Raw genomic sequence first — 19,905 nt, 5'->3', positions numbered from 1 at the left:
TCACCAGTGGGGCGGGCGGTCCTCCAGGAAGCGGGAGATGTCGTCGGACGATTCCCGCCACTCGCCCCACCCGTGATCGGTGTCGTCGAGGGTCTGGTCGGGAAGCACCGGTAGGCCGTCGTCGGACAGGTCGACCGGGCGCAGTTCATCGGGCTGCGGCTCAGACATGGTTCCCAGCCTAGCGAAGGGGCACCACAGGATGAGGTATCTCCCCAACGCTCCCCACAGGCAAATCCCTCTAAAGGTACGATGCCGGAGCAGGTGCAAGCCGGAACGCGACACCCCCCGTGAGGCGGCATGGCGACCCCAGCAGGTAGGCGCAGAGAGGGCAATCTTCCGGCGGAGCTCACCAGCTTCGTCGGGCGGTCGCGGCTGCTGACGACGATCAGGCAGCGCATCCAGCAGTCGCGACTGGTCACGGTGACCGGGATCGGCGGCGTCGGCAAGACGCGGACCGCTCTGCGGGTCGCCCATCAGCTGCGCCCCCAGTTCGACGACGGCATCTGGTACGTCGACCTGGCCCGGCTGCAGGACGCGTCGATGCTCCACCACACCGTCCGCACCGCCCTGGGCCTGGCCGACCAGTCGAGCCGTCCCGGCGGCGACTCGCTGGCCGACTGGATGGGCGAGCGCAAGGTGCTGCTCATCCTCGACACGTGCGAGCACATGGTCTCGGCCTGCGCCGAGCTGATCGAGGACCTGCAGAGCCGCAATCCCAACCTGCGGGTGCTGGCCACCAGCCGCCGCTCGCTCGACGCCGCCGGCGAGTCGGTGGTGCCGATCCCGCCGCTGCAGGTGCCGGGCGAGGATCCGGGCGAGTCGCCCTACAACAACGACGCCGTCGAGCTGTTCCGGCAGCGGGCCACCGCCGTGGTGCCCGACTTCACGGTCGAGGAGAACAACGTCACCGCCGTCGCCGAGCTGTGCGTGCGGCTCGACGGCATCCCGCTGGCGATCGAACTGGCGGCGGTCCGGCTGCGCGCCCTGTCGGTGGAGCAGATCCTCGGCCTGCTGACCGACCGGTTCTCCCTGCTGGCGGGCGCCTCCCGCACCGCGTTACCGCGCCACCAGACGCTCCGGGCCGCGATCGGCTGGAGCCACGAGCTGTGCGAACCGGCCGAACGGCTGCTCTGGGCCCGCCTGTCGGTGTTCTCGGGCGACTTCGAGCTCGACGCCGCGCGCTACGTCTGCGCCGGCGACACGCTGCCGCCCGACCGGATCATGGACGTCATCACCGGCCTGGTCGACAAGTCGGTGCTGCTCAGCTACAACACCGTCTCGGGCCAGCGCTACCGCCTGATCGACACCCTGCGCGACTACGGCGAGGAGTGGCTCGACAAGCTCGGCGAGACCGACAACCTGCGCCGCCGCCACCGCGACTACTACCTCCAGCTCGCCGAACGCGGCGAGCACGCCTGGTCGGGCCCGCGCCAGGTCCACTGGTTCGTCCGGATGCGCCAGGAGCACGACAACGTCCGCACGGCCGTCGACTACTGCCTGTCGGTGCCCGGCGAGGTCCGCATCGGCCTCGAACTGCTCTCCTCGCTCTGGTTCATGTGGGTGGCCTGCGGCTTCATGCGCGAGGGCCGCCACTACCTGGAGCGCGCGCTCCAGATCTCCCGCCAGGCCAGCAAGGAGCGCTGCCGGGCGCTGTGGACGCTCGCCTACGTCTGCAACATGCAGGGCGACCACGACGGCGCGACCGAGGCGGCCGAGAAGTGCTCCTCGGAGGCGCTGGAGGTCGGCGACTCGGGCGCGGTGATCTTCGCGACCAAGATGCTCGGCACCAGCGCCATGCTGAAGGGCGACTTCAAGCGGGCCACCGCGCTGCTCGGCGTGGCGATCGAGTTCCACAAGAGCGGCCGCGAGCTCAACCCCGGCCTGCTCCCGGCCGTGGCCGAGCTGGCCCTCGTGCTCACCTACCAGGGCGACTACCACGAGGCCGAGACCCTGGTCCAGGACTGCCTGAAGATCTGCAACGAGCGGGGCGAGCTGTGGATCCGCTCCTACGCCGTCTGGATCCAGGCCGTGCTGGAGATCGAGACCGACCGGACCGACAGGGTCAAGGCGAGCGCCCGCGAGGCGCTGCGGATCAAGCGCCACTTCCACGACGTGCCCGGTGTGCTGCTCTGCCTGGAGACGATGGCCCGGCACGCCGCCGCGACCCACCAGGAGGCCCACGCGGCCTACCTGCTGGGCGCCTCGGAGCACAACTGGCGGGCCTCGGGGCTGGCCCAGCTCGGCTCGCCCTTCCTCAGCGAGGATTTCAAGCGCACCATCAAGCAGTGCAAGGAGACCATGGGCTCGGAGGAGTTCGAGCGGGTGTTCGCGGCCGGGCAGGCGCTGTCGCTGGAGGACACCATCGCGGTCGCCCTCGGCGAGCTGGAGGTCATCGACGACCTCTAGGCCCCGTCTTCACCGAGGCCGAAGATCTCCAGGGAGGTCGTGTCGCCGAACATCCGCGCGGTGTCGGCGGCCGACGGCCGGCCCTCGTGGGGGTCGGCGCCCGCGTCGTACAGGGCCCTGACCACGTCGTGGTTCTTCTTGAACACGGCCCCGGCCAGCGGGAGCTGGCCCTTGTCGTTGGGGCGGCCCGGGTCGGCGCCCCGGTCGAGCAGCGCCTTCACCGTCTCGGCGTGGCCGTGGTAGGCGGCCAGCATGAGCAGGGTGTCGCCGTTCTCGTTGTGCAGGTCGGCGGGGACGCCCGCGTCGACGTAGGCGACCAGTTCGGCGGTCTGCCCGCCCCGGGCGTATCCGAACAGCCGGGTGGCGAAGTCGACGAGTTCCTGATCCGGCTCCATGCGCCCTATTGTCGCCCGGTAGGGTCCCCGAAACGGCGTGGAATCGATTCACCCCGCCGGAGGTTCTGTAGAAGACAGACCGTGAGAAAGGCTGCCAGTCGTGTACGACCCGACGGATCTCTACCGGCTCGACGGTGACGTCCCCGAGCTGACCGATCCGGTGCTGCTCTACCACTTCGAAGGTTTCGTCGACGCGGGCGGAGCGGGGCGGCTGGCCCTGGGGCACCTGATGACGGAGCTGGACCACCGGGTCGTGGCCACCTTCGACGTCGATCGGCTGATCGACTACCGGTCGCGGCGGCCGGTCATGGTCTTCGACACCGACCGCTGGGTCGAGGCCGACATGCCCGAGCTGACGCTCCACCTGGCCCACGACCTGACCGGGACCCCGTTCCTGCTGCTCACCGGTCCTGAGCCCGACCGCGAGTGGGAGCTGTTCACCGAGGCCATCGGCATGCTGGCGACCCGGCTGAACATCGGCAAGATGGTGACGATCCACGGCATCCCGATGGGCGTCCCGCACACCCGCCCGATCGGCCTGACCGCCCACGGCAGCCGTCCTGAGCTGATCAACGGCCAGGTGAGCCCGTTCGGCAAGGTCCAGGTCCCCGGCAGCGTGGCGGCCCTGCTCGAACTGCGGCTCGGCGCCAAGGGCCACGACGCCCTCGGCTACTCCATCCACGTCCCCCACTACCTGGCCCAGGCGGAATACCCGCAGGCCGCGGTGACCGCCCTGGAGGCGATCACGAGGGGCACCGGCCTGGTCTTCCCGATGGACGCCCTGCGCGACGCCGCCGACAAGACCACGACCGAGATCGAGGAGCAGATCCAGGCCAGCGCCGAGCTGTCCGGCGCCATCGCGGGCCTGGAGCAGCAGTACGACGCCTTCACCTCCGGCAAGGACAACCTGCTGGCCGACTCGACCCCGATGCCGACGGGCGACGAACTGGCCGCCCAGTTCGAGGCGTTCCTGGCGGAGCGCGACGACCGGGACTCGTGACACCGTGACCGACGACATCAAGGTCGGCCTGGTCGGCTACGGCCCGGCCGGCGAGTTCTTCCACGCGCCGCTGATCGCCGCCACCCCCGGTCTGCGGCTGGCCGCCGTGGTGACGGGCGACCCGGAGAAGGCGGCCCGCATCGGGCCCGGCGTCGCGGTGGTCCGCCACGCCGCCGACCTCCATCCCCTGGTCGACCTCGTCGTGGTCGCCTCGCCGAACCGCACCCACGTGCCGATCGCGAGTGAGGCGCTGCGCGCCGGGCTGCCGGTCGTGGTCGACAAGCCGCTGGCCGCCACCGCCGCGGAGGCGCTGGAGCTGGCCGCGCTGGCCCGTGAGCGGGGCCTGCTGCTGACGGTCTTCCAGAACCGCCGCTGGGACGGCGACTTCCTCACGATCGAGCGCCTGCGCCCCCGCCTGGGCGAGATCCGCCGCTTCGAGTCCCGCTTCGAGCGCTGGCGCCCGGTCCCGAAGGGCGGCTGGCGCGAGCAGGGCGGCCCCGAGGACCTCGCCGGTCTCCTCTACGACCTGGGCAGCCACCTGGTCGACCAAGCCCTCCAGCTCCTCGGCCCGGTGACGTCGGTGTACGCCGAGGCCGATGTCCGGCGCGAGGGGGTGCGGGCCGACGACGACAGCTTCATCGCCCTCACCCACGCGAACGGGGCCCGCTCCCACCTGTGGGTGAGCGCGGTCGCGGCGAACCTGGGCCCGCGCTTCCGGGTGCTGGGCTCCGAGAACGCGTACACGAAATGGGGCATGGACCCGCAGGAGGACCGGCTCCGGGCGGGCCGCAGCCCGGCCGAGCCCGGCTTCGGCGACGGCGAGCCCGGCTTCCTCGGCGAGGAGCCCGTGGCGACCGAGCCGGGGAACTACCGGGCCTTCTACGAGGGCGTCGTCCGGGCGCTGTGGGGCGAGGGACCGCCGCCGGTGACCCCGCAGTCGGCGGCCGAGGCGCTGACCGTCCTGCGGGCCGCCCGGGTGTCCGCCGACGAGGGCCGCGTGATCACCCTCCGCTAGGGCTCGGGTGGCCGCGCCTGGTCGGGTGGCCGGCCAGGCGGAGCCGTGACGGAGAAAGGGCTTCTCAGTCGCGCAGGCGGGAGCGGAGGGCGGCGGTGTCGTCGTCGGTCCAGCCGTGTTCGGCCAGCCAGCCCAGCGGGCCGCCGTAGCGGGTGTCGAGGATCTCCAGGAAGTGCTCGATGTACTCGGCCCGGGGGATGTGGCTGTCGGCGGGCTTGGAGTCGAGGTCGACGCGGTAGGTGTCGCTCGACCTGAGCCGCTCAAGGATGGCGGCGATGCGGTCGCCGGTGGCGACGTAGTCGGCCACGATCGCCTCGCGGGTGACCCCGGCGACCTCCTCGGCCAGCGCGCACAGCACGCCGGTGCGGTCCTTGCCGGCCGCGCAGTGGACCAGCGCCGCGCCGTCGCTGCGGGCCATCGCGCGCAGCGCGGCCACCACCGAGTCGGGGCGGTCGCGCAGGTAGCCGTAGTAGTGGCCGGTGACCCGGAGCTCGGGGTCGAGCCGCTCGGCGTCGGCCCACGGCAGCGCCCGCTCGTCGAGCTCCTCCGACTCGTCGGGGTCGTCGCTGGCCGCGTCGGTGAACAGGCCGCCCTCGGCGAACAGCGTGTGGTGGTGGATCGCCACGTCGGGCTCGTCGGTGAGCGGCCCGGGACCCTCCAGCCGGACCTCGGTGTTCGATCTCAGGTCGATCACGTCGCGCAGCTTCAGCTCGGTGACCAGCAGGTTCACATCGGCGGGGGTGAGGCTCTGCAGGTTGTCGGAACGGAGGACCCGGCCGGGGCGGGTGAGGCCGCCGTCAACGGTCGGCAGACCCCCCAGGTCCCGCACGTTGACCGCACCTTCGAGAACAATCCAGCGCTCATTCTCATTCATCACGTATGAGCCTATCTGTCGCGTCTGGAATCTGCCCGATCTACACGTCGGTGGCGTGGCGCCCGTATGAACCCTCCGTACCCCTGATCAGCGGGGTGCCCGTGCCTGGGCGAGCGCGTCCTGGGCGCGGCGCGCCCCCGCCTCGTTCCCGAGGCTCTGGTAGATGTCGAGGGCCTGGCGGGCCGGGTCGTAGGCCTCGGCGGGGCGGCCGGCGCGGATCAGCACCTCCGCGATCGTGCGCAGGCCGCGCGCCGCCCACCAGCGGTCGCCGAGGGCCTCGAAGTCCAGGACGGCCCCCCGGAGCATCGCCACCGCCTCGTCGACCCGGCCCAGGCGTTCCAGCACCCGGCCCTGGCTCACCTCGGCCCGCGCGACGCCCCACGAGTCGCCCAGTTTCTCCAGCATGTCCTTGGCGTCGCGGACGTTGGCGTACTCGGTGAGCATGTTCGCGGGGTCGCCGATCTCCCCGGCGGCGCGCAGGCTGCGGGCCTGCTCCCACTCCTCGCCCCGGTCGCGGAAGGAGCGGACGGCGAACCCGAGCGCGTTCCCGGCCAGCACGAAGTTGCGCTCGGCCCCCGCGGAGTCGCCCCGGGTCAGGCACATCCGGGCCTCGGCGCCCAGCACCTCGCCGAGGGCCCGCTGGGTCTGCGCCTCGGAATAGCGGTTGCCGGCCCGCTGGAAGGTGTCGAGCGCCTCCTCCAGCAGTTCGCGGGCCTCGGTGTAGCCGCGCTGGGCCAGCCGGAGCTCGGCCAGGTTGCGCTGGGAGCGGGCGGTCCACCAGCCGTCTCCCTCGGCCTTGAAGGCGGTGATGGCGCCGATCAGGTAGTCCTGGCCCCGGTCGAGGTGGCCGCTGGTGAACAGGGTCATGCCGACCGCGCGCATGGCGCGGGCCGCCCACCAGGGCTCGTTCTGCTCGGTGAGCAGGTCGAGGGCGCGCTGGGCGTCCTTGAGGGCCTCCTCGCCCCGGCCGACTCCCCCGGCGACGGCCGACCGTTCGAGCAGGGCGATGCCGAGGGCGCGGGGGTCGTCCATGCGTTCGGCGGCGTCGCAGATGATGTCGGCCACGGCCTGCCAGTCGGACCAGTAGGCCCGCAGCGAGTGGCACAGGGAGCAGAAAGCCCGGCCGATGCCCCAGGCCAGGTCCCACATCTCCAGCTGCCGGGCCAGGTGCACGGCCGACAGCAGCGTCAGGCGTTCGGCGGAGAACCACGTGCCCGAGGTGACCTCGGGGCTCTTGGGCACCCGGACGGCCGCGCCGGTCGGCTCGATGCGGGGCCAGGTGATCTCGTCGGGGGAACGGCCGGCCACGTGCGGGCGGGGGCTCCAGTCCTGCGGCCAGCGGGTGGCGGCGGCGGCCTCGGCGCGGCGGCGGTAGCCGTACAGGACGCGTTCCATGGCGGTGTGGCGGGCGGGCGCGTGGTCGGCGCGCTGTTCCTGGGCGAACAGGCGGACCAGGTCGTGGAGGCGGTAGCGGGTCTGGCCGGTCAGGTCGCGGCCGGTCACCTCGGCGAGGTGGCTGGCCACCAGCGCCTCGATCTGGTCGGCGCCGTCGGCCTCGGAGACGTCGAGCAGGTCGCCGGCCACCCAGGCGGGGACGTCGGAGGCCGGGAAGCGGGCCAGCAGGCGTAACAGGCGGCGCTGGGTGCCGGTGCACTCGTCGTAGGACAGCTGGAGCGAGGCCCGGACGCTCTTGTCCATCTCCTTGCCCACCTCCAGCTGGTCGAGGCGGCGGCTCTCGTGTTCGAGGCGGTCGTACAGGTCGAGCAGGGTCCAGTGGTTGCGGGTGGCCAGCCGGCCGCCGCAGATGCTGATGGCCAGCGGCAGCCGGTCGCAGGCCCGGACGATGCCGAGCGCGGCGTCGAGGTCGGCGGCCACCCGTTCGGAGCCCGCCAGGCGGGCCAGCAGCTCGACGCCCTGCGCCTCGGTGAAGGCGGTCACCTGCTCGTCGAAGGTGTTGCGCAGCATCAGCGACCTGCGGGAGGTGACGATGACGGCGCAGCGGGGCTCGGTCGGGATGAGGTCCTGGATCTGGTCGGCGTCCTGGGCGTTGTCGAGGAAGATCAGCAGGCGGCGGCCGCTGGTCCACGTCCACCAGAGTTTCTGCAGTTCCCGCAGGCTCCCGACGTCGGTGGTGAGGCGGGCGCCCAGGGCCCGCAGGAAGGCCATCAGCACCTCCTCCGGCCGGACCGCGCCGTCGGCGCCGCGCAGGTCGAAGTAGAGCTGGCCGTCGGGGTAGCGGCCGACCATCTCGTGGGCGAACCGGGAGGCCAGCGCCGACTTGCCGACGCCGCCCTGGCCGTAGAGGGAGGCCACTATCGGGGAGTCGCCGTCGTGGCGGGCGAACAGGTCGCGCAGCTCGGTCAGCAGTTCGGCCCGGCCGGTGAAGTGGGCGATCACCGGGGGCAGCTCGGCGGGGATGGGTGTGCCGCCCGCCTCGGCCTTGCGGTCGCGGCGGCCCGAGGGGTCGGCGGTGGCGTAGGCGAGCACGCCCGCGAGCACGGCGGCGACGCCGGTGATCCCGATCCCGGCGGCGACGGGGAGCTCCCAGATGTTGAGGACGGCCGCCGTGGCGCTGGCGACGGCGGCCACGACGCCGACGGCCGCCGGACCGGCCAAGGACGAGCGGCGCGGCGACGGCAGGCGATCGTCGTCGTCGCGGGGAGCTTCCGACATCCTGTGGTCCCCTCAGGAAGGTGATCTAGTCAGGATTCAAGCACGCCTGTCCCCATTCATCCGCAAGTCCGAGTCTCGTGGGCGAATTGGCCGTAATGTATGGCGTCTCAGTGATCGAACGTTCAGGGGAGAGGGATGTCGCGGCCGGTCGTCCGGATGATCGTTCTGGTATCGGTGCTGGTCGCGGGGTTACTCTCCGCGCAACCGGCCGCCGCGGCGCCCAAGACGCACCTGCTGGGCACGTGGTCGGCCTCGGTGGACCGGCTCCCGACGGCGATCGGCGGGCAGACCGTGCGGATGGTGGTGCGCCTGTCCGTGGGCGGCCCGGGTCTGCGCATCCGGCTGACGAACCTGTACGGATCGGGCGCGATCGTGCTGCGGTCGGTCCACGCCGGGCTCCAGGCCTACGGCGCCGAGATCGAGACCGGCACCAACCGCCCGGTGCTCTTCGGCGGGAGGAACTACGTCCGCATCCCGGCCGGCAAGGCGGTGTGGAGCGATCCCCTGCCCGGCCGCTACGCGCGCGGGAGCGACCTGGTGGTCAGCGTGTTCGTCCCGGGCAACCACTCCCGGGTGACGGGCCACGAGAGGGCGTACGCGACGACCTTCCTGTCCGACCCCGGCGACCACGCCGCCAAGGACGACGGCTGGAAGTTCAGCTACACCAGCACCCAGTGGTACTTCCTGGACCGCGTGGCCGTCACCGCGCCCGCGACCGTGCCCGCCGTGGTCGCCATCGGCGACTCGCTCACCGACGGCGCGGGCCAGCCGACCGACTCCAACCGCCGCTGGACCGACTTCCTCAGCCAGCGGCTCGGGGGCAGGGCGTCGGTGCTGAACGCGGGCATCGCGGGCAACCGGCTGCTCCAGCCGGTGACGGGCGCGAGCGTCTACCAGCGGTTCGGCCGCGACGCCCTCGCCCAGCCGGGGGTCAGGACCGTGGTCCTGTACGCGGGCATCAACGACATCGCCAAGGGTTCCTACACCTCGGCGGCGCCGATCATCCACGCGTACAAGAAGCTCATCCAGTACGCCCACCGGCACAGGGTCCGGGTGGTCGGCGCGACGCTGACGCCCTTCTACGGCTACCCCGCGTGGACGGAGGACCGGGAGGCGGTGCGACTCCAGGTGAACGACTGGATCCGCAGGAGCGGGGCGTTCGACGCGGTCGCCGACTTCGACGCGGCGCTGCGCGACCCCACCTACCCCGACCAGCTCGCCGCCGCCTACGACTCCGGCGACCACATCCACCTGAGCGACCAGGGCCGCCGCAAACTGGCCTATTCGATCCGTTTGTCGGCGATCGTCTGAGACGTCCGGTTAACCGGTGGATCACCGCGCGTTCAGCGCGGGGTCACCGGGTTTCGCCACGCTTTCGCGCATGCACAACAGGACCCTCCTCACCGGCGTGCTCGTCGCCGGACTGCTCGTCGCCACCCCCGCCGAGGCGAGCGCCCACAAGGGCATCTCGCTGCACTTCCTCGGCCGCCACACCACGGGCGCGTTCGACGCCGGCGCGTCGGAGATCACCGCGTACGACGCGAAGACCCGCCGCGTCTTCGTCGTCAACGCCCAGGCCGGCACCGTCGACGTGCTCGACATCCGCGACCCGAGGGCCCCGAAGAAGGTCGGCACGCTCCAGACCCCCGGCGCCAACAGCGTCGCCGTGAAGAACGGCCTGGTCGCCGTCGCCCAGCAGGCCGACGACAAGACCAGGCCCGGCACGGTCGGCCTCTTCTCCGCCTCCGGCCTGAAGAAGATCCGCTCGGTCACCGTCGGCGCGCTGCCCGACATGGTGACCTTCACCCCCGACGGCTCGAAGGTCCTCGTCGCCAACGAGGGCGAGCCCTCCGGCTACTGCGACGGCGACGTCGACCCCGAGGGCTCGGTCAGCATCGTCGACGTGCGCCGCGGTTCGGTGAAGACGGCCGACTTCCGCCGGTACATCGGCAAGGAGGACCGGCTCCGCGCGCGGGGCGTGCGGATCTACGGCCCCAAGGCCAACGCCGCCCAGGACCTCGAACCCGAGTACATCACCACCGACAGGCACGGCCGCACCGCCTGGGTCTCGCTCCAGGAGAACAACGCCCTCGCGATCGTCGACCTGCGCTCGGGCCGCGTGACGGACGTCGTCCCGCTGGGCCTGAAGGACCACAGCCGCCCCGGCAACGGGCTGGACGCCTCCGACAAGGACGGCAAGATCAACATCGTCCCGCGTCCCGTCAAGGGCATGTACCAGCCGGACGCCCTCGCCTCCTACGAGGCCCGCGGCCGCACCTACGTCGTGGCCGCCAACGAGGGCGACGCCCGCGACTGGGAGTGCTTCGCCGAGGAGGCCCGCGTCAAGGACCTCAAGACCACGCTCCCCGACGCGCTCAAGGCCGACGCCGAGCTGGGCCGCCTCACGGTCACCTCGACCTCGCCGAAGAACGCCGAGGGCGTCACCACCGAGCTGCACGCCATCGGCGCCCGCTCGATCTCCGTCCGCGACGCCGACGGCCGCCTCGTGTGGGACTCCGGCGACCAGATCGAGAAGCTCGTGGCCAAGGAGCTCCCGGCCGAGTTCAACTCCGACCAGGAGAACACGTCCTTCGACAGCCGCAGCGACAACAAGGGCCCCGAGCCCGAGGGTGTGGCCGTCGGCGACGTCCGGGGCCGCACCTACGCCTTCGCCGGCCTGGAGCGCGTCGGCGGCGTCGTGGCCTTCGACGTGACCGACCCCCGCCGCCCGGCGATCGCCGACTACGTGAACAGCCGTGACTTCACGGGTTCGGTGGAGGGCGGCACCGGCGGCGACTCGGGCCCGGAGGGCGTCCTGTTCGTCCCCGCCTCCGACAGCCCGACCCGCAAGCCGCTCCTGGTGGTGGGTCACGAGATTTCCGGCACGACCGCCATTTACGAGATCCGCTGACGGTCTACGGTTTGGGGCATGGTGACCCCGCTTGACCCCGACGACCCGCGCTCCCTGGGCGACTACCGGCTGACCGGACGCCTCGGGGAGGGCGGGCAGGGGGTCGTCTACCTGGGCACGGCGCCGTCAGGACTCCCGGTGGCGGTGAAACTGCTGCGGGGCGCCGACGACGGCGTCCGCCACGCGCTCTCCCGCGAACTGTCCGCCCTGCGGAACGTGGCCCCCTTCTGCACGGCCCGGGTCCTGGCCGCCGACGTCGCCGGGCGGCGGCCCTACGTGGTGTCGGAGTACGTGGACGGACCGTCCCTCCAGGAGCGGGTGACCTCCGCCGGACCGTTGACCGGCGGGGAGCTGGAGCGCCTGGCCGTGGGGACCGCCACCGCCCTGGCGGCCATCCACGCGGCCGGGGTGGTGCACCGGGACCTCAAGCCCGGGAACGTCCTGCTGGGCCCGGACGGGCCCCGCGTGGTCGACTTCGGCATCGCCAGGCCCAGCGAGAGCGACACGATCACCGGCGGGCTCATCGGGACCCCCGCCTACATGGCCCCCGAGCAGATCGCCGGCCGACCCGCCTCGGCGGCCTCCGACGTGTTCGCGTGGGGGGTGACCATCATCTTCGCGGCGACCGGGCGCGCGGCGTTCGGCGCGAACTCGGTCGCCTCGGTGCTGCACCGCATCATGACCGTCGACCCCGACGTGAGCGACGTGCCGTCACCGCTGCGGGAGCTGGTCACCCGGTGCGTGGCCAAGGACCCCGCTTCCCGGCCGACGGCCCGGGACGTGCTGCTGACCCTGGTGGGCGCGGCCCCGGACCCGCTCAGAGCCGGCGAGGCGGCCGCCCATGGGGCGGCGGGCCCTCCGGGGGGTGGGCCTCACGATCCGGCGCAGGGGCGTTCGGGGGCCGGGCCCTACGATCCGGCGCCCGGGATATGGGCCGGTGATCCGGACCGGCGGCAGTTCACCCAGCCGCCCGAATGGGCGGGGCACGCCACTCATGGCTCCCCGGCCCCCGCTTCTACCGGTGCCCAGGCCCCTAACCGCAGGGCGCTCGCGTTCGTCCTCGCGGCGCTCGGCGCGGCCCTGTTCGCGGTCGGCGTCGTCGTCGTGCCGCCGCTGCTCGCGCCCGACCAGGAGACGAACACCACGTCGACCGCGTCGACGCTCACCCCGGAGAGCCCCGCCCAGGAGACTTCCAGCGAGGAGTCCCCCGCCGCCGGGTCTCCGACCGCTGAGCCTTCTGACGCCGAGACCGCGGGCCCGGCGGGTTCGGCGATCCCGAAGGCGTTCCACGGGACCTGGGAGGGACACATCGTGCCCTCCACCACGGCGATGAGCGAGCACGACATCGAGATCGGCCTCAAAGCGGGTGAGCCGAGCGGAACGTGGCGCGAGGACCCGTGCAAGGGCACCCTCACCCTTCTCAAGGCGTCGTCCACGATCGCCATGTTCCGGCTCGACGACCTCGGCGGTCAGTGCGTCCCGGGCAACGTCACACTGACCTCGAAGGGCGACACGATCGAGTACGTCTGGAACGACGACCTCGGCCTGCTCACCTACACCGGAACCCTGAAGCGCAAGTAGCTCAGCGGATGCCGGGACTCTCGATCAGCGCGCCCATGCCGCTTCCGGGGTCGCGCTCCAGAAGGCCACAGGCCATTCCTGCACGTACGTGGGTGCAGTCATCCGTGACGCACTTCTTCTCCAGGCTCACCGCCCGGTTGGCGGCCGTGACGATGTGCGGAGCCAGATCGGCCGCTCGCGCCTCGGTGATCCGTTTGTCGCGGCCGTACCTGACCCAGGCGTCCCGCTGGTTCAGCCGCCTGACGATCTCCTGACTCGAACCGTTCTGCGCCACGTCGTATGCGGCGAAATGGAGATGGAGCCAGAACTCGAAGGAGGGATGGGAGAAAGCCACCCTGACCTTGGGCGCCTGCCGTGCCAGGCGTTCGAGCGCCCGGGGGATGCCGACATGCTGGTCACGGTCGAAGACGGCCCAGATCTCCGTGTACTGGTCGCCGTCTGTTTCCGCGACCCGGAGAGCGAAGTCGGCGACCTGGTCGGGCGTCATGTCGTCGCGGCGGGAGCCGGGAGAGGGCATGTCGATCCGGAACGAGCAGGCCGCCCCATGGAGGTTCTGTAACAGCGTCAGGTAGTCGTATTCGGTGACCCGCCCCTCGCACACGGCGAAGAACACCCGATCGGCCACCCGCAACCGTCTGCCCGCCGCGAGGCTGGAGCCGCGCCGGTGCTTGCGGTCCGTTCTGTCAGGACTCACCGGCAGCCTCGGCGAATCCCCGCGCGAGTTCTCCGGGAGCGACCCGGGGAGTGCCGCCGTAGCGGCCCGTCAGATAGCCGCGTTCGAGGTTTTCATCCTTGCGTGGGGGCGGCTGGAGTCCGGAGACCGCATACAGCTCCGTGGCACCGGAAGCGTCCTTGTCGGTCATCCAGATCGCATCGCGGTCGAGAATCCGGTCGCCGCCGGGAAGCGGCCTCAGCAGGGTGGCGTCATGCGTCGTGAAGATGAGCTGGGCACCCGCCCGGTTCACCTCGGGGTCGTCGAACATGCGGATGATCTCAGCGACAAGCGTCGGATGGAGGCTGGCGTCGAGCTCGTCCACGACGAGAACCGCGCCGCGATCGAGGGCCCTGATGAGGTGGCCGAGCAGGGCGAACCAGGTCCGCGTTCCGAGCGATTCCTGATCGAACCGCAGCGGCTTACCGGCGTGGAGGAACTGGATCTCGCCATCCTCGAGTGCGTGCGAGTCGAATCCGGTGATCCCCTGATCGGCGACTGTCAGCAGCCGGGTGACCCGATCGCGGTAGTCCTTGTTTCGGACCAGCCTGAATGGGCTCACCGATGAGTGACGTCTGAAGTTCCGCAACTGCCGTGCCGGGCTCAGCACCCGGAGATTGATCCGGAACCATTCGAACACCGGGAGCAACTGCTCGTTGTTCCATTCAGCGGCAACCGTGAGGAAGAGCGCGTCGGGGCGGGTTTTGCGTACGAGATCCTGCCTGTCGCCTTTGAGGGAACCGGGAAATTGGAACTCGTCTTCGGCGCGGTCGAACCACACCTGCCGCCGGCCACGAGGGTAGGCGTGCAGCCACTCTCCCCGCACCCGATCGTCATCAATCTCGAATCCATAGGTGTAGCGGATGCCGTCGATCTCAAGGTCGACCTCAAAGTAGGACGGCATGGCGGCGACGGCGTCATCGAGCGCGAACGCGACCCGCCGATCCAGATCGCTCTCACTGAACCAGGACACGCTTTCCAGCACCGCTCGCCGCATGAGTTCCAGCCCGCTGAGGACGTTGGTCTTCCCCGAGGCGTTGGCGCCGTAGATGGCCACCACGGGCAGCGCGGCGAGCCGCTTCCCCGCATCTCGAATGGGGAGTGGGCGCGCGGAACCGCCGTTCAGATCGGTGGCGATCAGCGAGAGCTGCTGTTCGTCACGCAGCGATAGCACATTGGCCAGCCGGAAGTTAAGCAGCACGACGGACACCTCCCCAGCCAAAGAATAGCCCTCTCGTGCGGATTTCCCGCGCGAGAGGGCCTCAAATCATCGCGAGAGCCGCTCGGCCAGTTCGGTGAGGCTGTCGACGATCATGTCGGCCTTGGCCGCGTCGTCGCGGCGGGCGTGGAGGAAGCCCCAGGGCCCGCGGCGCAGCAAGGCCGTCTTCATGCCCGCCGCCAGCGCCGGGAGCACGTCGTTGTCGACCCGGTCGCCCACGTAGAGGATCTCGTCGGGCGCGTGGCCGGTGACGGCGAGGACTTTGGCGAAGAAGGCCGGGTCGGGCTTGGAGACGCCCCAGCCGGCGCTCGTGTAGATGCCGTCGTTCGGGAGGTCCATGGCCAGGAGCTGGTCGTAGGCCTGGATCGGCTGGTTCCCCGCGATGACGACCTGGAGGCCCGCCTCGCGCATCGCGGCCAGCGACGACCGGACGTCGGGGTAGAGGTCGTCGGCGTCGAAGTTCTCGCGCAGGCCGTCGGGGTCGTCCTTCTCCCAGGCGGCCAGTTCGGCGGAGATGTCGAAGCCGGGGCGGACCAGTTCGAAGGCCGCGCGGTAGGAGCCGTTGGTGGCGGCCATGGCTCCCAGGGCGCCCATCAGGGTCATGGGGGTGACGCCGATGCGTACCGCCCAGCGCCACCAGATGCGCGACTCGTCGATCAGGGTCTCGCCGACGTCGAGCACCACGGAGCGGATCGTCATAGCTGGGCCATCGCCTTTCTGATGCGTTTCTCCGACACCGGGGTGGGGGTGCCGAGGGTCTGGGCGAAGAAGCTCACCCGCAGTTCCTCCAGCATCCAGCGGATCTCTCCGGCCGCCGGGGCGTTGCGGCGCGCGGGGGGCAGGCCGGCGACCAGGTCGCGGTAGTCGTCTTCGAGGTCGTGGATCTGGTGCATCAGGGTGCGGTCGCGGTGGACGTCGTCGGCGAGCTTCTCCAGGCGGCGTTCGACGGCGCGCAGGTAGCGGTGGAGGTCCGGCAGGCGCCTGTAGCCCGTCTCCGTCACGAAGCCGGTGTGGATCAGCGCCTTGAGCTGGTCTTCGATGTCGGCCACGATGTCGGGCGGGCCGGACATCCTGTTCTGGACGGTGTGCCAGACGCCCAGCACCCGCTCGACGCGGGTGACCGTCTCCCAGGTCACCTCGTAGAGGTCGGCGCGGACCTGGTCGAGCAGGGCGGTGAAGGCCAGTTCGTCCCAGGCGGGGCCCTTGGCGTCGGCGATGAGCTTGTCGGCGGCGCAGGAGACGCAGTCGTCGAACAGGGCCGGGGCTCCCCCGTGGGGGCTGCGGGACAGCGACAGCTTCTCCGCGGTCGTCAGGCCGCGCAGGATCTGCTTCGCGGGGCTGACCACGTTGAGCAGGACCAGGCGGCGGGTGCCGGTCCACATGGCGCGTTCCTGCTCCTCCGCGGTCTCGTACATGCGGACGGAGACGGAGGTCCCCTGGTCGGTCAGGGCGGGATAGGCCTTGAGGCGGCCCTGTTCGAAGACCTTCGGGAGGGTGCCGATGGTCCACTTGGTCAGGCCCGACTGCTCCAGGGTGTCGGCCGCCTCCGACAGGGTCTCGCGGATCTTGGGGGCCAGGCGGCGCTTGAGGCCCTGGAGGTCCTTGTCCTCGGCGACGGTGTGGCGTTTGTCGTCGACGACCCGGTAGGTGACCCGCAGGTGGTCGGGCAGGGCGTCGAGGTTCCACGCCTCGCGGGGCACGCTCACGCCGGTCTGGCGGAGCAGTTCGCGCTCCAGGGCGTCGAGCAGCGGCTCGCTGCCGGGCTGGACCTGGGCCAGCACGGCCTTCGCGTAGTTGGGGGCGGGCACGAAGTTGCGCCGCAGGTGCTTGGGCAGCGACCGGATCAGCGCCGTGACCAGCTCTTCGCGCAGGCCCGGGATCTGCCAGTCGAGACCGGTGTCGGTGACCTGGTTGAGGACCGACAGCGGCACGTGGACGGTCACGCCGTCGGCCTCGGTGCCCGGCTCGAACTGGTAGGTGAGCCTCATCCGGTGGCCGCCCTGGCGGACGGCGTCGGGGTAGTCGCGCGCGGAGACGCCCGAGTTCTCGTTGACCAGCATCTCGGGCGTGAAGGTCAGCGACGACTTGTCGGGTTCCTTCTTCCACCACGCGTCGAAGTGGGCGCCCGACACGACGTGGGCGGGGATGCGCTGGTCGTAGAAGTCGAACAGGGTCTCGTCGTCGACGACGATGTCGCGCCGCCGCGCCTTCTCCTCCAGCTCGGCGGCCTCGGCGAGGAGCTTGCGGTTGTCGTGGAAGAAGCGGTGGTGGGTGCGCCAGTCGCCCTCGACCAGGGCGTTGCGGATGAACAGCTCGCGGGACAGGTCGGGGTCGATGCGGCCGTAGTTGACCTTGCGCTCGGTGACGATCGGGACCCCGTAGAGGGTGACCTTCTCGTAGGCCACCACGGCGGCCTGGTCCTTCTCCCAGTGGGGTTCGCTGTAGGTGCGTTTGACCAGGTGCTGGGCGAGCGGCTCGACCCACGACGGCTCGATCTTGGCGTTGACGCGGGCCCACAGGCGGGAGGTCTCCACCAGTTCGGCCGACATGACCCACTGGGGCTGCTGCTTGGCCAGGGCCGAGCCGGGGAAGATGGCGAACCGGGCGTTGCGGGCCCCGATGTACTCGGTCATCGGGCGGCGCCCGCCGGGCTGGTCCTTCTTGGCGACGTCCTTCACCCCGATGTGGGACAGCAGGCCGGCCAGCAGCGACAGGTGGATGCGCTGGGGGTCGGCGTCGGCGCTGTTGAGGACCACGCCGAGGGTGCGGGCGACCGAGCGGAGCTGGGCGTCGATGTCCTGCCACTCGCGCACGCGCAGGTAGTTGAGGTATTCGGCCTTGCACAGCCGCCGGAACGCGCCCGACGACAGCTCCTTCTGCTGCTCGCGCAGGTAGCGCCACAGGTTCAGGTAGGTCAGGAAGTCGGATTCCTTGTCGGCGAACCTGCGGTGCTTCTCGTCGGCGGCCTGCTGTTTCTCGGCCGGTCTCTCGCGCGGGTCCTGGATCGACAGCGCCGCTGTGATGATCATCACTTCGCGGGCACAGCCGTTGGTCTGGGCCTCCAGGATCATGCGGGCCAGGCGGGGGTCGACCGGGAGCTGGGCGAGCTTGCGCCCCATCGCGGTCAGGCCCTTGGCGTCGAGGGCGCCGAGCTCCTGGAGCAGGTTGACGCCGTCCTTGACCTGGCGCTGGTCGGGCGGCTCGACGAACGGGAAGGCCGAGATGTCGCCCAGGCCCAGGCTGGTCATCTGGAGGATGACGCTGGCCAGGTTGGTGCGCAGGATCTCCGGGTCGGTGAACTCCGGGCGTCCGATGAAGTCCTCTTCGCTGTAGAGGCGGATGCAGATCCCGTCGCTCGTACGGCCGCACCGCCCCTTCCGCTGGTTCGCCGACGCCTGGGAGATCGGTTCGATGGGCAGCCGCTGGACCTTCAGCCGGTGGCTGTAGCGGGAGACGCGGGCCGAGCCGGGGTCGATGACGTATTTGATGCCCGGGACGGTGAGGGAGGTCTCGGCGACGTTGGTCGACAGCACGATCCGGCGGCGGGTGTGCTGCTGGAAGACCAGATGCTGCTCGGCGGCCGACAGCCGGGCGTAGAGGGGCAGCACCTCCTCGCGGCGGCCCTTCAGCGCGTCGGCGGTGTCGCGGATCTCGCGTTCGCCGCTGAGGAAGACCAGGATGTCGCCCGGACCCTCGGCGACCAGTTCGTCGACGGCCTCGACGATGGCCTGGGTCTGGTCCTCCTGGTCGTCGTCGATCGGGCGGTAGCGGACCTCGACCGGGTAGGTGCGGCCGCTGACCTCGATGATCGGCGCGTCGTCGAAATGGCGCGAGAAGCGCTCGGGGTCGATGGTGGCCGAGGTGATGACGACCTTGAGGTCGGGGCGCTTGGGCAGGAGCTGTTTCAGGTAGCCGAGGATGAAGTCGATGTTGAGGCTGCGCTCGTGGGCCTCGTCGATGATGAGGGTGTCGTACTGGCTGAGAAAGCGGTCGGTCTGCATCTCGGCCAGCAGGATGCCGTCGGTCATCAGCTTGACCAGGGTGTTGTCGCTCGACTGGTCGGTGAACCTGACCTTGTAGCCGACCGCCTCGCCCAGTTCGATGTTCAGCTCGTCGGCGATGCGCTCGGCGACGGTGCGGGCGGCGAGGCGGCGGGGCTGGGTGTGGCCGATCTGGCCCTGCACGCCCCGCCCGAGTTCGAGGCAGATCTTGGGGAGCTGGGTGGTCTTGCCCGACCCCGTCTCGCCCGCGACGATCACGACCTGGTGGTCGCGGATCGCGTCGAGCAGGTCGTCCCGGCGCTGGCTGACGGGCAGTTGCGCGGGGTAGTCGATGGCGGGCAGCGCGGCCCGCCGGGCCGCCACCCGCGCCTCGGCTGCCTCGACCTCGCCGGACAGCTCGGTGAGGATCTTCTGGCGGGCCTTGGGGTCGCGGACCTTGCGCACGCCGTCGACACGGCGGCGCAACCGGCGCTGGTCGCGCAACGTGAGGCCGGACAGGCGGGTCTGGAGATCGGAGAGCGTGTTCATCCCATCCTCAAGGATAGGCAGGTCTCCTGGGCCTCCAGCCAATGGTTTTCAGCCTGCGTACTTGTACCCCACGTTGCGGACCGTGACAATGCGGGCCGCGTGCCGGCCCAGCTTGCGGCGGAGTCTCAGGATGTGGACGTCCACCGTCCGTGCCCCGGCGTCGTCGTAGCGGTCCCAGACGGCGGCGAGCAGCTGGCGGCGGTTGTAGACCCGGCCCGGGGCGGCGGCCAGGTAGTCGAGGAGCTCGAACTCCCGGTAGGTCAGGTCGATCTCGGCGCCGTCGGCGACGACGGTGCGGCTCTCGCGGTCGATCTGGACCTCGCGCCGGGGCGCGGGCGCCTTGGCGGCGTCGCCGACGAGGTAGCCGACGACGACGAGAGACGCGCCCGTCTCGGGAACGGGGATGACGCCCAGCACGGCGCCCTCGCCGGGCTCCGCCCCGGCTCCCGCGATGTCGCGCTGGCGAGCCATGAGATCGATGACAGTCGCATGGGTCATGGTCGTCCCCTTTCCTCGTAGTTACCGGAAACAATACCACCTATACAAGTAGGAATTAAGGGTTACGAATGACCGTCATCGGAAGGGGTAGC

At 70.9% G+C, this 19,905-nt stretch carries 15 protein-coding genes; 6 read left to right on the top strand and 9 right to left on the bottom strand.

The features are described 5' to 3' along the window. Complete coding sequence (locus tag AW270_RS39450) at positions 1–168, bottom strand: hypothetical protein (RefSeq protein ID WP_169807266.1); 168 nt, start codon at positions 166–168, stop codon at positions 1–3. A 129-nt stretch (positions 169–297) separates the two neighbouring features. Between AW270_RS39450 and AW270_RS06670 the strand changes: the two genes are divergently transcribed. After that, on the top strand, positions 298–2,406 hold the full coding sequence (locus AW270_RS06670) for an ATP-binding protein (protein WP_061291779.1): 2,109 nt from the start codon (positions 298–300) through the stop codon (positions 2,404–2,406). Here AW270_RS06670 and AW270_RS06665 read toward each other — a convergent pair. Next, positions 2,403–2,801, bottom strand: coding sequence for an ankyrin repeat domain-containing protein (locus tag AW270_RS06665; protein ID WP_061291777.1), 399 nt, complete (start codon positions 2,799–2,801; stop codon positions 2,403–2,405). The genes AW270_RS06670 and AW270_RS06665 overlap by 4 nt on opposite strands. A 100-nt stretch (positions 2,802–2,901) precedes the next feature. Here AW270_RS06665 and AW270_RS06660 point away from each other — a divergent pair, with 100 nt between their 5' ends. Further along, entirely contained in the window at positions 2,902–3,801 is a 900-nt protein-coding gene (locus AW270_RS06660; protein ID WP_061291774.1) for a proteasome assembly chaperone family protein, read from the top strand. A gap of 4 nt (positions 3,802–3,805) precedes the next feature. Beyond that, positions 3,806–4,816, top strand: a complete 1,011-nt coding sequence (locus tag AW270_RS06655; RefSeq protein WP_061291772.1) for a Gfo/Idh/MocA family oxidoreductase — start codon at positions 3,806–3,808, stop codon at positions 4,814–4,816. A 64-nt stretch (positions 4,817–4,880) separates the two neighbouring features. Here the strand turns inward: AW270_RS06655 and AW270_RS06650 are convergent, their stop codons facing one another. Further along, a complete protein-coding gene (locus AW270_RS06650) occupies positions 4,881–5,690 on the bottom strand; it encodes a tyrosine-protein phosphatase (protein ID WP_061291770.1) in 810 nt (269 codons plus the stop codon). A gap of 87 nt (positions 5,691–5,777) precedes the next feature. Then, positions 5,778–8,363: an ATP-binding protein gene (locus AW270_RS06645; RefSeq protein ID WP_061291767.1), complete on the bottom strand. Its 2,586-nt coding sequence runs from the start codon at positions 8,361–8,363 to the stop codon at positions 5,778–5,780. Positions 8,364–8,519: 156 nt separating this feature from the next. Here AW270_RS06645 and AW270_RS06640 point away from each other — a divergent pair, with 156 nt between their 5' ends. The 3 genes from AW270_RS06640 (at position 8,520) to AW270_RS06630 (ending at position 12,855) form a co-directional block, all read left to right on the top strand. After that, positions 8,520–9,674 (top strand): SGNH/GDSL hydrolase family protein, encoded by a 1,155-nt coding sequence (locus AW270_RS06640; protein WP_169807265.1) that lies wholly within the window; start codon positions 8,520–8,522, stop codon positions 9,672–9,674. Positions 9,675–9,744: 70 nt separating this feature from the next. Continuing rightward, a complete protein-coding gene (locus AW270_RS06635) occupies positions 9,745–11,274 on the top strand; it encodes a choice-of-anchor I family protein (protein WP_157521740.1) in 1,530 nt (509 codons plus the stop codon). 18 nt (positions 11,275–11,292) lie between these two features. Beyond that, a complete protein-coding gene (locus tag AW270_RS06630; RefSeq protein ID WP_061291763.1) occupies positions 11,293–12,855 on the top strand; it encodes a serine/threonine-protein kinase in 1,563 nt (520 codons plus the stop codon). 1 nt (position 12,856) lies between these two features. Here AW270_RS06630 and AW270_RS06625 read toward each other — a convergent pair whose 3' ends face one another. The 5 genes from AW270_RS06625 to AW270_RS41735 all read right to left on the bottom strand — a co-directional run bounded on the left by AW270_RS06625 (position 12,857) and on the right by AW270_RS41735 (position 19,813). Next, positions 12,857–13,549, bottom strand: a complete 693-nt coding sequence (locus AW270_RS06625) for an RloB family protein (protein ID WP_169807264.1) — start codon at positions 13,547–13,549, stop codon at positions 12,857–12,859. Next, the gene (locus tag AW270_RS06620) at positions 13,539–14,768 is read right to left on the bottom strand and encodes an AAA family ATPase (protein ID WP_063819136.1); all 1,230 of its coding nucleotides are present in this window, start codon (positions 14,766–14,768) and stop codon (positions 13,539–13,541) included. Before AW270_RS06620 ends, AW270_RS06625 begins: the two co-directional genes overlap by 11 nt. Before the next feature lie 66 nt (positions 14,769–14,834). Then, positions 14,835–15,485, bottom strand: coding sequence for an HAD family hydrolase (locus AW270_RS06615; protein ID WP_061291757.1), 651 nt, complete (start codon positions 15,483–15,485; stop codon positions 14,835–14,837). Continuing rightward, positions 15,482–19,315 carry an ATP-dependent RNA helicase HrpA gene (gene hrpA, locus AW270_RS06610; RefSeq protein WP_061291755.1) on the bottom strand — a complete coding sequence of 1,278 codons (3,834 nt, stop codon included), beginning with the start codon at positions 19,313–19,315 and terminating at the stop codon, positions 15,482–15,484. The genes AW270_RS06615 and hrpA overlap by 4 nt, the downstream gene beginning before the upstream one ends. A gap of 48 nt (positions 19,316–19,363) precedes the next feature. Next, complete coding sequence (locus tag AW270_RS41735) at positions 19,364–19,813, bottom strand: winged helix-turn-helix domain-containing protein (RefSeq protein WP_061291753.1); 450 nt, start codon at positions 19,811–19,813, stop codon at positions 19,364–19,366. Positions 19,814–19,905 lie beyond the last annotated feature (92 nt).

This window comes from Herbidospora cretacea (assembly GCF_001570605.1).
GTDB lineage: Bacteria > Actinomycetota > Actinomycetes > Streptosporangiales > Streptosporangiaceae > Herbidospora > Herbidospora cretacea.
This window is presented reverse-complemented; position numbering and strand designations above follow the sequence as displayed.